General features: G+C 62.8%; 17 protein-coding genes and 2 pseudogenes. 10 read left to right on the top strand and 9 right to left on the bottom strand.

Annotated elements, in window-relative coordinates:
* Positions 1–31 precede the first annotated feature (31 nt).
* Positions 32–1,159, bottom strand: coding sequence for an ABC transporter ATP-binding protein (locus tag P1Y20_RS15670; protein WP_304449644.1), 1,128 nt, complete (start codon positions 1,157–1,159; stop codon positions 32–34).
* 243 nt (positions 1,160–1,402) lie between these two features.
* On the opposite strand from P1Y20_RS15670, the gene P1Y20_RS15665 reads away from it, so the two are divergent.
* The 3 genes from P1Y20_RS15665 to P1Y20_RS15655 are packed head-to-tail and all read left to right on the top strand — an operon-like array spanning position 1,403 to position 4,733.
* The gene (locus P1Y20_RS15665) at positions 1,403–2,680 is read left to right on the top strand and encodes an extracellular solute-binding protein (protein WP_304449643.1); all 1,278 of its coding nucleotides are present in this window, start codon (positions 1,403–1,405) and stop codon (positions 2,678–2,680) included.
* 8 nt (positions 2,681–2,688) lie between these two features.
* Positions 2,689–3,654 (top strand): carbohydrate ABC transporter permease, encoded by a 966-nt coding sequence (locus P1Y20_RS15660; RefSeq protein ID WP_304449642.1) that lies wholly within the window; start codon positions 2,689–2,691, stop codon positions 3,652–3,654.
* A complete protein-coding gene (locus P1Y20_RS15655; RefSeq protein ID WP_304449641.1) occupies positions 3,651–4,733 on the top strand; it encodes a sugar ABC transporter permease in 1,083 nt (360 codons plus the stop codon). Before P1Y20_RS15660 ends, P1Y20_RS15655 begins: the two co-directional genes overlap by 4 nt.
* A 435-nt stretch (positions 4,734–5,168) precedes the next feature.
* Here the strand turns inward: P1Y20_RS15655 and P1Y20_RS15650 are convergent, their stop codons facing one another.
* The gene (locus P1Y20_RS15650) at positions 5,169–5,654 is read right to left on the bottom strand and encodes a hypothetical protein (RefSeq protein ID WP_304449640.1); all 486 of its coding nucleotides are present in this window, start codon (positions 5,652–5,654) and stop codon (positions 5,169–5,171) included.
* Between the two features lie 200 nt (positions 5,655–5,854).
* Between P1Y20_RS15650 and P1Y20_RS15645 the strand changes: the two genes are divergently transcribed.
* Entirely contained in the window at positions 5,855–6,235 is a 381-nt protein-coding gene (locus tag P1Y20_RS15645) for a cupin domain-containing protein (protein WP_304449639.1), read from the top strand.
* Positions 6,236–6,237: 2 nt separating this feature from the next.
* Entirely contained in the window at positions 6,238–6,543 is a 306-nt protein-coding gene (locus P1Y20_RS15640) for a cupin domain-containing protein (protein WP_304449638.1), read from the top strand.
* Positions 6,544–6,924: 381 nt separating this feature from the next.
* Here P1Y20_RS15640 and P1Y20_RS15635 read toward each other — a convergent pair whose 3' ends face one another.
* On the bottom strand, positions 6,925–7,269 hold the full coding sequence (locus tag P1Y20_RS15635) for a hypothetical protein (RefSeq protein ID WP_304449637.1): 345 nt from the start codon (positions 7,267–7,269) through the stop codon (positions 6,925–6,927).
* Positions 7,270–7,403: 134 nt separating this feature from the next.
* Positions 7,404–7,724 (bottom strand): CGCGG family putative rSAM-modified RiPP protein, encoded by a 321-nt coding sequence (locus P1Y20_RS15630; RefSeq protein WP_304449711.1) that lies wholly within the window; start codon positions 7,722–7,724, stop codon positions 7,404–7,406.
* A 151-nt stretch (positions 7,725–7,875) separates the two neighbouring features.
* On the opposite strand from P1Y20_RS15630, the gene P1Y20_RS15625 reads away from it, so the two are divergent.
* From P1Y20_RS15625 to P1Y20_RS15605, 5 genes are all read left to right on the top strand, one after another.
* Positions 7,876–8,136, top strand: a complete 261-nt coding sequence (locus P1Y20_RS15625) for a DUF2249 domain-containing protein (RefSeq protein ID WP_304449636.1) — start codon at positions 7,876–7,878, stop codon at positions 8,134–8,136.
* 120 nt (positions 8,137–8,256) lie between these two features.
* Positions 8,257–8,916 carry a helix-turn-helix domain-containing protein gene (locus P1Y20_RS15620; RefSeq protein WP_304449635.1) on the top strand — a complete coding sequence of 220 codons (660 nt, stop codon included), beginning with the start codon at positions 8,257–8,259 and terminating at the stop codon, positions 8,914–8,916.
* Positions 8,917–9,040: 124 nt separating this feature from the next.
* Positions 9,041–9,514 (top strand): redoxin domain-containing protein, encoded by a 474-nt coding sequence (locus tag P1Y20_RS15615; protein ID WP_304449634.1) that lies wholly within the window; start codon positions 9,041–9,043, stop codon positions 9,512–9,514.
* A 291-nt stretch (positions 9,515–9,805) separates the two neighbouring features.
* On the top strand, positions 9,806–10,654 hold the full coding sequence (locus P1Y20_RS15610; RefSeq protein WP_304449633.1) for a bile acid:sodium symporter family protein: 849 nt from the start codon (positions 9,806–9,808) through the stop codon (positions 10,652–10,654).
* Between the two features lie 117 nt (positions 10,655–10,771).
* Complete coding sequence (locus tag P1Y20_RS15605; RefSeq protein WP_304449632.1) at positions 10,772–11,629, top strand: MBL fold metallo-hydrolase; 858 nt, start codon at positions 10,772–10,774, stop codon at positions 11,627–11,629.
* 242 nt (positions 11,630–11,871) lie between these two features.
* Here the strand turns inward: P1Y20_RS15605 and P1Y20_RS15600 are convergent, their stop codons facing one another.
* The 5 genes and pseudogenes from P1Y20_RS15600 to P1Y20_RS18910 all read right to left on the bottom strand — a co-directional run bounded on the left by P1Y20_RS15600 (position 11,872) and on the right by P1Y20_RS18910 (position 13,771).
* Positions 11,872–12,189 carry a CGCGG family putative rSAM-modified RiPP protein gene (locus P1Y20_RS15600; protein WP_304449631.1) on the bottom strand — a complete coding sequence of 106 codons (318 nt, stop codon included), beginning with the start codon at positions 12,187–12,189 and terminating at the stop codon, positions 11,872–11,874.
* 1 nt (position 12,190) lies between these two features.
* Positions 12,191–12,364, bottom strand: a pseudogene (locus tag P1Y20_RS15595) (copper-containing nitrite reductase); the annotation flags it as partial.
* Positions 12,365–12,536: 172 nt separating this feature from the next.
* Positions 12,537–12,935, bottom strand: coding sequence for a group I truncated hemoglobin (locus P1Y20_RS15590; RefSeq protein WP_304449629.1), 399 nt, complete (start codon positions 12,933–12,935; stop codon positions 12,537–12,539).
* Positions 12,936–13,341: 406 nt separating this feature from the next.
* Positions 13,342–13,557, bottom strand: a pseudogene (locus P1Y20_RS15585) (DUF8069 family protein); the annotation flags it as partial.
* Positions 13,558–13,633: 76 nt separating this feature from the next.
* Complete coding sequence (locus P1Y20_RS18910) at positions 13,634–13,771, bottom strand: DUF8118 domain-containing protein (RefSeq protein WP_465261621.1); 138 nt, start codon at positions 13,769–13,771, stop codon at positions 13,634–13,636.
* Between the last annotated feature and the right edge of the window lie 353 nt (positions 13,772–14,124).

Raw genomic sequence — 14,124 nt, 5'->3', positions numbered from 1 at the left:
GGAACGCAAGCCGGAACGACGAACTGGCTCCTTACGCCGACGGCGTCGTCACGGTCTCGGTTCGCCGCTCGAACGTGAGCGACTCGCCCGTCTCGCCGTCGAAGAGGTGGACGTCCGACTCGTCGAAGGCGACGGTGACGCCGTCGTCGGGTTCGGGTTCGACGTCGGAGTCGACGCGGGCGATGAAATCGGCTGCGAGGTCGAGATAGAGGTAGTTGTCGCTGCCGATGGGTTCGACGACTTCGACCGTCGTCGGGATGCCGGGCCCGTCGTCGACGACGGACACGTCCTCCGGGCGGATTCCGAACCGAATTCGGTCGCTGTCGTCGACGTTCGGGACGTCGGTAGCGCTGACCGTGTAGTCGAAGCGACCCGAGTCGTCTTGGAGGCGCACGGTGTCGCCGGAGACGCTGGCCCGAACGTCGATGAAGTTCATCGACGGCGAACCGACGAACCCGCCGACGAACGCGTTGACGGGGGTTCGGTACACCTCTTTCGGCCGGCCGACCTGCTGGAGCTCGCCGTCTTTGAGGATGACGATACGGTCGCCCATCGTCATCGCCTCCTCCTGGTCGTGGGTGACGTAGATGGAGGTGGTCCCGAGGTCGTTCTGGAGGCGCTGGATCTCGGTGCGCATCGTCGTCCGGAGCTTCGCGTCCAGGTTCGACAGGGGTTCGTCGAAGAGGAACACGTCGGGTTCGCGGACGATGGCGCGGCCGAGCGCGACGCGCTGTTTCTGCCCGCCCGAGAGCTCGTTCGGGCGGTCGTCGAGCAGCTCCTCGATACCCATCATCTCGGCCGTCTCACGGACGCGCTGGTCGCGCTCGTCCTTCGAGAGGTCGGTGCTCATCCGGAGACCGAACGCCATGTTCTGACGGACCGTCTTGTGCGGGTAGAGCGCGTAGTTCTGGAACACCATCGCCACGTCGCGCTTGCGGGCGTGGACGTCGGTCACGTCCTCGCCGTCGATCGTGATACGGCCCGAGGTCGGTTGCTCCAGCCCCGCGAGCATCCGCAACGTCGTCGACTTCCCACACCCCGAGGGACCGACGACAGTTACGAACTCGCCGTCTGCGACGTCGAGGGAAACGTCGTCGACAGCGACGATCCGGCCGTTGTCGAACTTCTTTCCGAGATTATCGAGCGTTACAGTGCCCATTGCACCACGTGTGGAGAGCCGATGTTATAATTCTTGTTCTCGAATCTGAATCTGTGATGTGTGAATTCGTCGTATATTCTGCCGAGCAAGGAGGCCCCTTCTATTTATTCATTTGAATTGCCGGCGGAATATGTAGAATCCGAGGCTCGTGAGCGTTCAGAGTAGATAATCTGAACTACAGGAACGTTCGTGCTATATCCGAAGGTTTAATATTTGAACTACTTATTCATCTCATATTCAGCCATGACAATGGATCGCAGGACCGTCCTGAAGAATCTCGGCGTCGTCAGCGGTATCGGGGCGCTCGCGGGGTGTGTCGGTGTACAGGAGCAGGGGGAACCCGGATCGTCCGGTGGCGGTAGCGGGAACGACTCCGGCAACGGGTCGTCTGACTCCGGGCCCTCGGGCACCGCAACGGTGTGGTACTCGCTCTCGGAGTCGGAGAAAGACGAACGCGAGGCGGCGATACAGCGGTTCGAGGAGCAGGCGAACCACAGTATCGAGAACTCGGACATCTCCGACATGGAGAAGAAGACGACGAGCGCCATCCCCGCCGGGCAGGGACCGCACACGTTCGAGTGGGCCCACGACTGGATCGGCGACTACGTCGACCGCGGGTTCATCGCCGACCGGGGTGACGAGTTGGAGGTCGAACTCGACCAGTTCACCGAGGCCGCGGCCGACGCAGTCCAGTTCGACGGCGGCGTGTACGGACTCCCGCACGACTCCGAGACGGTGACGCTCATCTACAACACCGACCTCGTCGACGAGGCCCCCGAGAGCATCGAGGAGATGCGGTCGACGATGGAGGAGTTCCACGACCCCGGGAACGACCAGTACGGCCTGAGCTACCCGTTCAACGACCCGTACTTCGTCAGCCCGTGGCTGCAGGCGTTCGGCGGCCACCTCTTCGACCCCGAAGCCGACGAGGAGCTCGGCGTCGCGAGCGACGAGGTCGTCCAGGGCGCGCAGTTCGCCGTCGACAACTTCGTCCCGTACATGCCGAACGACCCCCAGTACGAACCGCAGGCGTCGGTGTTCGCCGAGGGTAACGCCGCCTTCGCCATCAACGGGCCGTGGTATCTCTCGACGCTCAACGAGAAGGACGTCGACTACGAGGTCACGACGCTGCCCTCGCCGGAGGACGGCAGCCCGACGCCGTACACGGGCATCACCATCTGGTACTTCGCGACGGCGATGGAGGACGGCGGCGACGACGCCGTCGCCGCGCGCGACTTCATCGAGTGGTACGTCACGAACGAGGAGCTCCTCCTGGAGAACGCCGAAGAGCAGGGCAGTATCCCGGTGCTCCAGAGCCTCGTCGGGGGCGACGACCTCCCCGACACCGTGCAGGGCTTCGCCGAGGCCGTCGAGCAGGGCGTTCCGATGCCGACAGACCCCCGAATGAATCAGGTCTGGGACCCGGTGAAGAGCGCGCTCACGAAGATGTTCAACGGTGACGCCGAGCCCGAGCCGGCGATGAAGCAGGCCGCAAAGCAGATCCGCAGCAACTGGGAGTAAGCGAACAGATGAGTACCGTCTCACGCGTCGCCCGTCGCATCGAGGACGTCCCGTTCCTCGACAAACGAGACGCGTCGCTGCTGTTCGTCCTCCCGGGACTGTTCGTCTTCTCGGCGTTCATGCTGTTTCCGGTGCTGTACCTCGTCGGCATCTCCTTTACGAACGCCGAACCGGCGAACCTCTTCGCCGGCGAGGGCGCGCTGGCGGTGTTGACGTTCGGCGAGGCGACGGTCATCGGACTGGAGAACTACGTGAGCGTCCTCACTGACCCGCAGTTCTGGAACTCCTTCGGCATCACGTGGCTGTTCGTCGCGACGAGCGTCACGCTGAAACTCGTCGTGAGCATCAGCATCGCGCTCGTCGTCACCGGCGACCGCGTCCGGGGCAAGCGCGTCATGCGCTCGCTCATCATCCTCCCGATGGGGCTGCCGGCCATCTTCACCATCACGGTATGGCGCGGCATCTTCAGCTCCGCGGAGTTCGGTCTCGCCAACCAGGTGTTGCGTTCGCTCGGCATGGGAACCGTCTCGTGGCTCAGCGAGCGGTGGATGGCCTTCATCGCCTACAACATCACCGAGGCGTGGCTCGCCTACCCGTTCATGGTCATCATCACCGTCAGCGCGCTGCAGGACGTGCCGGACGAACTGCACGAGGCGGCGATGGTCGACGGCGCGAGCTACCTCTCGCGGTTCTTCCACGTGACGCTGCCCTCGATCAAGCGACCGGTGCTGTTCGCGGCGATTCTGACCGCCGCGGCGTCGTTCCAGCAGTTCCTCATCCCCTACGTGTTCAACGAGGGGGGGCCGGCGCGACAGAACGAACTGGTCGTCGTCTACGGCTACCGGGAGGCGTTCTCCTTCGCCGAGTACGGCGAGGGGGCGGCGATCTCCATCATCGCCGTCGCCTTCATCGGCGCGTTCATGTGGCTGAACGTCAAGCGCGGTCGGCTCGCCGACGGGGTGAGCGAGTCGTGAGCCTCCTGGACGGTATCTCACGGAAGGTGAAGGAGGACACCCGCAACATCGCGATGACGCCGGTCGAGGCAGTCCGCGACGCGAAGTACACGGTCGACGGCGTCCGGCGAGGGGAGATCCCCCCCTCGAAGCCGCTGAAGAGCGTCGGGGCGACGCTCGGGGCGCTCCTCCTCGTCGCGGGACTGATGTTCCCCATCTACTGGATCCTGATGGCGGCGCTCTCCGGTTCGGGCGGCTCCATCTACTCGTCGGGCGGCCTGCGGCTGCTGCCGGAGAACCCGTCGCTGCAGCCGTTCATCTGGGTGGTCGGCGACCTCATCGTCCCCGGCTACACCATCAGCGTCAACGTCCCGTTGACCGACCTCGCCGTCGTGTTCAACACGCCCGAGATAACGTTCCTCGACGCCTCCGACCACGGCGTCGAGCGGACCTCGGAGTTCAAGCAGTTCTTCTGGAACAGCCTCACCGTCTCGATTCCGACGGTCATCATCGCGATGTGTCTCATCGTGCCGGCGTCGTACGCGCTGTCGCGCCGCGAGTTCATCTTCCGGCGGAAAATCCTGTTCGTCTACGTCCTGCTGACGCAGGTCGGCGGCGGCCTCGGCATCGCGCTGCTCATCGGTCTCTACGCGGTGTACGTCCAGCTCGGGTTCAACGACAGCAAACTCGCGCTCGCCGTCTACTACGCGGCGACGGCCGTGCCGTTCAACACCTGGCTCCTGAAGACGTACATGGACGGCATCCCCGTCTCCTACGAGGAGGCCGCCATCGTCGACGGCGCACCGCCGTGGCGCGTCGTCACCGAGGTCATCCTCCCGCTTTCGGCGGCGGGGCTGGCGACCGTCTTCATCTTCGTCTTCCTGACGGGGTGGACGGAGTTCGTCGTCGCGCAGACGCTGCTCGGAACGGACAACTACACCCTACCGGTGGGGCTGTTCTCGCTGGTCAGCGAGTACTCCATCCCGTGGGCGCGCTTCTCGGCGTTCGCGCTGACGTTCGCCGCGCCCATCATGCTCGTCTACCTGTTCGCCCAGCGCTACATCGAGGGCGGCCTGTCGTTCAGCGGCATGGAAGGGTAACCGGGGTCGCTCGGGTCACCCTTTGCACTTTCGACGCCCGCACGAAACTGTTCGGTCCACTCGTCGATGGTACCACTCGTTCGGTCGGCTCTGTCGGCGGTCCCGTTGAACGAGACACGGTCTGTCCCGTCGGCTGTCGAGCGCTGTCGGGTCATCACTGGCATCACGGACAGACCCCGTCGATTGCACAGCGTCGGGTGCCCCCGCACCCCTCCTGGGGAGATAGACACCACCAGCGAACACGCCAGTAAACAGTCACAGCAGGAGGTACGCCTACGGAGCCGCCAGTGGTCCGGTCGACACGTATAGTTCACCGACTACGGCACGCGCTCGGAGCTGTCCGACCAGCTCCGGCGGTTCGTCGCGGGGGTGATGCGGGCCGAGCAACGCGGTGACTCCCCCGGGGTCGGCGCGGCTGTCGACCGGTTCGCGTCGTCAACTGGGTCGACCGACGTCGGCATGACCCCACCCTCGGGAGGAAGTGGGTCGGGGGCGACCCGGCCGCACTCGGCCGAAACCACCGCGCGTAGTCGTCGGTAGCACCGTACCCTCGCGAGCGTCGGTTCGAACCTCGAACGGCGTGTATCTCGTATCCGTCGTCGGCGAGCCCCGCGACGTTCGGGGTGTGTTCGGTCCCCTGGATTTCACACCCCCGGCCTCGGCGGCGTCAGCGACGCCGTTGAACGTCGCACAGTGGTCGCATACACCGGCGATCAATCCCCGTTCCTCGGCGTCTTCGTAGGCCACGACGGCGGGTTCCGGGTGGTCCTCGATCCCGTCGAACCAGTAGGTCGCCGCGCCGTCGAAGGACACGGCAACCTGGTGGCCCGCCTCGTCGAACTGACGTGCGTAGGTGAGCGGACTGGCGAATCGCCCCGGCGTCACCGGTGAGGACAGGAGCAGGAAGGCGTGTTTTGCCATAGACGCCTCGACGTTGGTTGGCAAACCCCGTGGGTATGGAGGCGAACATCTCCAGTCGACCGCTACCTCCACGGGTCGCCGGTCGGAAACATTCGGACCAAACCTCTTCGTCCGTACACACCAACCGCCAGTCGTATGCGCGATACAGTCTCATCTCGCTCGGCGGAGAGACGAACAGAGCGGCCGCCGAGGTGGTCGCTGTGACCGCGACGAACGTCGACGCCGAACGGGCCTACGACGACCGTACGTTCAACGCCGTGGAGGACTTCAAAAGCGACCGAATGAAGGTTGTCTGTGGGTACTTCGAGCCCGGTCAGTTCATCCCCGTTCACGCGCCGTCGAGCGACGTCGCGATTCACGTTCGCTCTGGGACCGGACACGTTCGCGACGGCACCCTCGAACACACCGTCAAACCCGGTGACGTGGTCGTCGTCGAAGCCGACACCGACCGCGGGATCAAGGCTGACGAGGATGGTCGGCTCGAGGCATGTCTGGTTACCGCTCCGCCGCCGACGGACGCCGAACACGACCCCGTTCGCGAGGGGATCAACCGGGGGATATTCGACCCCAGGGGTGCGTGACGATGGCCGAAGTCGTATCCATCGAGGAACTCGAGGGGACCCCCCACGCGAGCGTCTTTCCCGACGCCGAACCGAAGACGGTCAGATTGACGCTGGATGCGGGCGAAGCGGTAGCACCCCACGACCACCCGGACCGCGAGGTCCTCCTCTACCTGATCGAGGGCGCGCTCGAACTCACCCTCGACGACGAGGAGTACGACCTGACGGCGGGCGACGTGGTCCGTTTCGACGGGCGCCGGGAGGTCTCGCCACGAGCGACGGAATCGAGCGTCGCACTGATCGTCCTCGCTGAACGGTCGAGCGACTGATCGCGGTCGCGGCTTTCGACCGGTGGGAGCCGGAGGACAGGTCACGTCTCGCGGATGCGAAGACACGTCGTTGACGCGGTCCTGAACGACCCGGTTCGATCGTTCGTGACTACCATCGACGCGTGGGACGTCTGTTCTGCCAGCGGGAGATACCCCGTTCGGGTACGGTTGTCCGTGTGCGCGTCACGACGAGGATGGTTCCGTCGGCGAGGTGCTCGCCGAGCGCACGCGACGTCACTCACACAGTCACGACCCCGATCGTCCACGGCCATATCGGAATCGATGACGGTCGCCATCGACAGCCACCGCCGGGTCGGTCTCCGCCGACGACGGACCGCTCGCTCCGGGGTCGCAGACGTCGTCGATGAGGGAACAGGGTCGCTACACGGGGCACCGTTCGACGGCACCGCCGAGGGCGCCGATGGACCCCACCTTCGCGAGAGCCACGAGGCCGCCGAGCGTGAACAGACCGAGGTCGAGGGCTGCCAGCCTGTCGTCGTAGAGGTCGTCGATCATCGGCACAGCCTCGTAGCCGAGGCGGTCGCTGTAGTGGTGCACCCACACGCTGAAGGGAACGATGTGGTAGATCGTTCCGAGGACGACGAAACCGATCACGTCGAGTCCGAACAGGTGTGTGGTCCCCGGTGCTCCGAATCGAGTCGCCGGCGCGACCGGGTCGCCGATCCATACGGGAACGGTCGCGAGGACCCACGCCGCCATCGCCACGGGTGGATTCGGACAGGAAATCCGGCGTAACTCACCCGTCGGCCACAGGCGAAGCACGCCGAGTGTCCCGGGGCTTGACCCCGAGGCGGTTCATAGAGCGGTCGAGCCGGTCGAACGATCGCTGCCGACGAGCGCTACGAAACGTGAACTCTGACGACGTGCCCCCCGCAACCACACTGTTCGATGTACTCCCACTCGACGTCGTCACCGCCTTCGCTCGCTAATACGTCGTAGAGGTAGCCCTCCGGATGACCGTGGTTGGCGTGTGTGACGAGGTTCACGTGGTTGCCGGGCGCGGTGTGTTCGATCGCCGAAAGGGCCTGGTCGACCACCAGCTGCCGATCGTCGGCGTGTTCCGGTTTCTCGAGGTTCGCTGACCACGAGTTGTCGTGAATCCGGTCTGTGACGGGCTGTGCGTCGTGGTCGTGATCGTGGTCGTCGTGGGTACGAGACATCGTTTCCATTCAGATATGGGGGGCCAGACCGCATAAGTGCCTGGCCGAATCCTCTCGTGTCAGGACCGATACGTGGTCTCCCACTCGTCTATCGACCGCCTCGGATGGATTCGGGTCAAGGTGTTTGTCCGTCTCGCCCCGACCAGCAGGTATGCCGGAGATAGCCACGTACATCGAGGAGGTCGGTGCACCTGCTGACCGACCAATCGAAACGCTCGATGCCAGGGAGCTACCGCCGCCACAACCACTGAAGAACACGCTCGAACGGCTTGCTGACCTCGACGACGAGGTGGTACTCGTCCAGCGCAACGACCGCGCACCCCAGCACCTCTATCCGCAACTGGACGAGCGAGGTTACACGTACGGGACGATCGACGGCGACGAGCAGGTCGTCACCGTTATCTGGCGATAATAGCGTTCGTTCAGTCGAACCCCCAGAGAGCGCCTTTGTACCGACCAACTTTGACCGTACAACTGACAGCACATGTTCGGAGATGCTTTTAATAGCCAACCGAGTTTAGGTTTACCTAAAATGGTGTGTGCTTCACTGACCCTGACGATCCCGAAGCGAACCTGGATTAGCACCGTCTCACGAGACCATCCCACAGCGACGTTCCGTGTCCGATCCGCTCAATCTGCCCACGGCGTCGGCGTTGGATTCGTCGAGTTACTGGCGGAGAAGCCAACGGAGATCATCGAGTCGATCCGGTCGTTCGGTCCCGTTCACACCGTGGAGGTGTTCCACCAAGAGCCGGACCGAGCCCTCATCCAGATCGAGGCGGACAAACCGATTCTCCTGGACGTCCTCGACAGAGCGGGCGTCCCGGTGGAAATGCCCTTCGAGATCCAGAACGCTCAGGTCGAATGGGAGCTGACCACGACTCGAAACAGGCTATCGACGCTTGGGTCGGCGTTAGACGAGTCGGAGGTCGGCTACGTCGTCGAGCACATCCACGCAAAGCCCGAGTTCGACCGAGTCCTGACCGACACGCAGCAACGACTGATCGAGGCGGCCCTGAGACGGGGATACTACGACTCTCCACGACAGTGTACACAGGAGGAACTGGCGGCGTCACTGGATATGGCGAAGTCGACGTGTTCGGAGATCCTGCACCGCGCCGAGGAACGAATCGTCAAGTCGTTCGAGCGCGGAACCGAATCAGACCGTACTGCGCCCCGACAGACCGCCTGACGGCCACCTCACTGCCATCTGCTTTTCAGCTACCGTGCTGGCAGCAGGTGTACTCCCCGAACGGAACTCGTACGGAGTATATTCGGGTCAGTATTTTTCGATCGACGGCTCGAAACGAATCGCGATGGTTTCACAGGGCGACACCGCACCGACGTTCACTGCAACGCTCGGCACGAGCGACCACGACCCGTTCGACTTCGAGGACCACGTCGTGACGGGTCCTATCGTTCTCGCCTTCTTTCCAGGGGCATTCACACCGCCGTGTACGAACGAGATGGTCGCGCTCCAGGAACGAATCGACGAGTGCGAGGCGGCTGGCGCACCCGTCTTCGGCGTGAGCGCCGACTCCCCGTTCTCTCAGGGTGCGTTCCGCGAGGAACACGGGGTCGAGTTCGACCTCGTCAGCGACATGGCCGGCGACGCTATCCGGGCATACGATCTCGAGATCGACATCGAACCGCTCGGGCTCTACGGCGTCGCGAATCGGGCGGTGTTCGTCATCGACGAGGACGGGACGGTCACCTACGACTGGGTCGCCGACGATCCGACGAACGAACCCGACTACGACGACCTGGTCGAGGCTGTCAGAGCCGCGTAGTTTTCGGACGAACCTGGACAGGTTCCGAGTTCCACTCACGGCTTCAGTCCTCAGAAATGGACGTACAGGCTTTCAAGAGCCTACGTGTGATCAAGGTCAGCGAGTAGGTCGGCCACGCCCTCGACGCCGCCGACGATCCGAACGGGTGAATTCGAAAATCGATGATCTCCGATTCGTCAGAGAAGGTATCCAAGCAGGTTTGAGTGAACGCGTCGTTCATCGGTAGAAAGCGGCGATAATCGACATACAGGCCACTTTTCTCTCCGACTTACGAAACGGGGTCATAGACGAATGGGACCGATAACAGCCACCGCAGTCATCGATTTCGTCACGGTCGTCTTCGTGCTCGCGACGATGCTCTCGATGGGGCTCGCGTTGACGGTCGACGAAATCCTCGGGGCACTCGGACAGCACCGACTGCTGGCGAGATCACTGCTGGCGAATCTCGTACTCGTCCCGCTGTTGGCATTCGCGTTCGTCCTCGTTATTCCGATGGAGACCGGTCACGTCGTCGGGCTCCTGTTGATCGCCATGGCACCGGGTGCACCGTTTGGTCCGAAACTGGCCGAGATATCGAAGAGTGACGTCGCGTTCGCGAGTGGGCTGATGGCCGTCCTGGGTGTCGTCTCCGTCGCTACGATCCCGGTTACGGTGGCATTCCTCATGCCCGGCGACGTCGCCGCTGATCCGGTCGGTATCGCCCGGATCGTCGTCGTCACGCAACTCCTTCCGCTGATCGGTGGGCTCGGCGTCAAGGCGCGCTATCAGCCGGTTGCAACTCGCTTGCGTCCGCCGGTCCAGCGACTCTCGACGTACTCGCTCGTCCTTCTGATTATCCTCTTGACGATCGTGTATGCGGGCGAAATGGTCCAGCTCGTCGGTACTGGAACGCTGTTCATCTCGGCCGTTGTCGTCGTCGGTGCGTTGCTCCTTGGATACGTCCTCGGTGGACCGAATCGAAGCACGCGGGAAGTCCTCGCGACGACGACCGCCGCGCGAAACGTTGCCATCGCGTTGCTCATCGCCACGACGAGTTTCGACGACCCGAGCGTCCTCACGATCATCGTCGCGTTCGGGCTCGTCAGTCTCGTCGTTTCTGGGCCGGTCGCCAGTCTCTGGGACCGGTCTAACGAGTCGTGACCCGCTGCAGCAGGGGTACCTGTCTATCGAACGAATCGGCCATCGTATGTAGCGAACGAACCCTGTGATCCGAGCGACCGTCCGAACGTACAAACGGGGTTGTCCTGTAGAACGACCATGGAGATCACCCTCGTCGGTACTGGAAGCCCCGTCCCGATTCCCGAACGTGGTGGCACGAGCATCGCCCTCGACATCGCTGACGAACGCGTGTTGGTCGACTGTGGCCCCAGGACGGTCTATGGCCTCATGGACGCGGGAGTCGCCTTCGGAGAGATCGAGACGATGTTCTTCACCCACCATCACCTGGATCACAACGCGTCGTTCTTCCACTTCGCGTTCACGAGCTGGACCGAGGGAGGCCGAGAATCGCTGAACGTCTACGGACCCGACGGCACCGACCGCCTCGTCGAGGCACTGTACGACGTCTACGCCGAAGACATCGAGTACCGCAGAGACATCTATCCGACCGATGGCATCTCGAACATCGAAACCGAACTCGTGACGGACGAGTTCAGCCGCCAGATGGACGGCTGGGAGGTCGACGCACTCGCGGTCGAACACTCCATCGAGACGTACGCCTACCGGTTCGAGGAATCCGATACGGGTTCGTCGTTCGTCTTCTCCGGCGATACGCGGAAGATACCGTCACTCGCCGAGTTCGCTGCCGGCGCAGACGTCCTCGTGCAGGACTGCAATACCGCCCCGGTCGACGAAGACCGCGTGCCGGACGAGGACGACCAGTTCGTCTGGCACCAACACGCGGACGGCGAACGAGGTCTGGATAGGGCCACGTTAACTGCCAACCACTGTGATGCGACGGACGCCGGTGAAATCGCTCGGGACGCCGGCGTCGAGACGTTGGTTCTCACACACATCATGCCGTACCGTGATCTCGAATCGATGCGACGCGATGCCGAGGCAGTATTCGACGGAGACGTCATCCTGGCCGAAGACGGGCAGGCCATCGCTCCATAGAGAGCAGTTCCTTGAATCAGGTATGTGTCGAGTAGAACGGCACTCGGATTGGACGACGGTCCTGAGTGCACGAGAGGGTGAGTTCCCGGACGCCCCGCGACTGGCGAGGTCAACCGCAGCGTCGACTCCGGCGACGGTGTCGATCTATCGGGAGTAGTCCTTGCAACCATCCATTCGAGATGAGTACCAGTACGGTAGCGAACCTTCGCACGGCGCTCAATCGGGCGAACGTCTCTGCGTTCCTATCGATGTTCACGACCGTCGTGAACACGAACACGGAGAACGTGCCCGCCACACTGCTTGACGTAGGACCAGTCGATGCCGTCGCCGAACGTTTCGTGGAGTACCGGACCGAGAGACGAGTCCGGCCGGCCGTGTGCGCCGTGGGTGACGAGGGTCACGTGATACCCCGGTGCTGTGTGGTCGACCGCCTCGATGGCTCCCGTGACGACCGCGGAGAGCCGTTCGCCGTGAACGGGTTTTTCCAGATTTGCGGACCACGAGCTGTGATGAATGCGGTCGGTGACGAGTTCGGCGTCGATGGGTGTGTGATCGTTCATCTCAGTCCTCCGGATTGAACAGTTCGTCGTCTGCCGGACCGTCGGCACTGATGACCGCGAGCGCCCCCTTCCGGGCGACACGTGAGAGTGCGTGGTCGACCAGTTTGTAGTCGCCCGGCACTGGGAACTGGGCCGTCACGACCGTCGCGCTGCCGGGGAGCACGGGCGTCGTCTGAACGTAGGCCCTGTTGAATGAAAGACCGTCATCAAGGCCTGGGACACCCCGGGCCTCCGACCGGTTGTCCGCGGAGGGTGACCGAAGGGGGTCCGCTCACGTTTTTCGAACAAGCGATATTCACTGAACCGCAGGGAGAACACGTGAACGAGCGGTTCAGAGGTACGAACGCTTACGAAGTCGCCGAACCAGTTTCGCTGCTCTCGGTGATCTCCACGATTTCGGGACGCAGTTCCTCGACTGTTTCGAGGACTCGTTCACGGTCTTCGTCGGAGACACCGTTTTCTGCCAAGGCAGTATCCAAGTGTCCTGCCACGACGGTGAACTCGCTATCGGTGATACCCATCCCGCTGTGAGCCGCGCGCATATCGTCCCCGGAGTATTCGACAGGACCGCCGGTTACTGCTGAGATGAATTGTACCTGATGAGCCCGGAGCTCCGTCGTGTTGCTATCCTCAAAGTGGTGAACGACGCGCTCGTCGTCTAACACACGGTCGTAGAAATCGTTCACGACGCTCTCGACTGCCTCGTGACCGCCAAGGCGGTCGAACACCGTTTCGTCCTCACTCATTACGTGACTGGCTTCTAGCGAGACGATCAAGGGAGTTGTGATCGAGGACAGGGATTGCGAGACAGCAGCCTTCGTACCTCCTCGTTCGTATCATGTGACATCATCCGAAAATGGACTTGTTTATCACTCTCAAAAGTTGGAGGAATTAATTGCAATGAATGGTGACCCACGCGTATTCGATGAGGGACCCTCCCGCCCATCTACTCTAGCTCGTCGACTGGCTGGCACCTCGATTCCGAACAGACGGCCGTGCTGAGGGCTGGGAACGTACTGTCCTTCAGGCGTAGACAGACAGTCGGCACAGATCTGGTGGGTGACGCGCTCGTCACTCCCCACCTATGTGCCGTGCCTGCCGCGGACACAGGGACTGCTTCACAGAAGCCACACCCGAAGAGCGTCTACTGCATCATCCGTCGGCCTCACCAGCTTCACGGGCAGCCGTCCATCCACGATGGAAAACAGCTACCTGCCGAATCGAGTCGAAGGCTTCGCCGCTTGGCTCGTGAACTAGTACTCGCTGGTCGGCGACCGCCATCACGACCCCGTCGTCGACGAGGGCACTGACGAGCTGTTGCGCCGTCGTCTCGTCGACGTCCGCCGTCGATACCTGAGCAGTATCCCGTCCTGTGCGAGGAGGTCGCTCAATGCTCGGACGCCCCGCCGGGACGTCATCGCCAGCGGCTTTCGACGCTCAACGCTCACCGCTGGTCACCACACAGACACTGCTCGCGAACGTCCGCGCGCCGACACGCTTCGATACCACTGCCCGAACACCAATAATACACCACACCGGTCGACCGGCCGTAACAGTCGTACTCCGGATGCGGCCCGGTGATGGTCGCATCGCTGTTCGTCCTCTAATGGCTCTCTAACTCGTTCATCACCATGTGAGCGTGCTCACGAACACCCTCGCACCCCCCCAGGGGACGATAGACACCACCGGCTGGCGCGGTGAGCGATGCAGACCGAGGTGGCGACCAACTAGTGGAGAATCGTCGCTGACGAGGCCAAACGTCGTCTGCCGGTATTGATAGACAGAGAGCGTGCGTCTATCGCTCTGGGGTGGGTTCGAAATCTAGACGTAGTCATCTCACTACGGCTTTGACGACGGAGGCCTCGGCTCACGGGCTACGACTCCCAGTACGAATGGTTCGGCAGCGAGGAACTCAGATGCGAAGGTATTTATTGT

The organism is Halomarina ordinaria, from assembly GCF_030553305.1.
GTDB lineage: Archaea > Halobacteriota > Halobacteria > Halobacteriales > Haloarculaceae > Halomarina > Halomarina ordinaria.
This window is presented reverse-complemented; position numbering and strand designations above follow the sequence as displayed.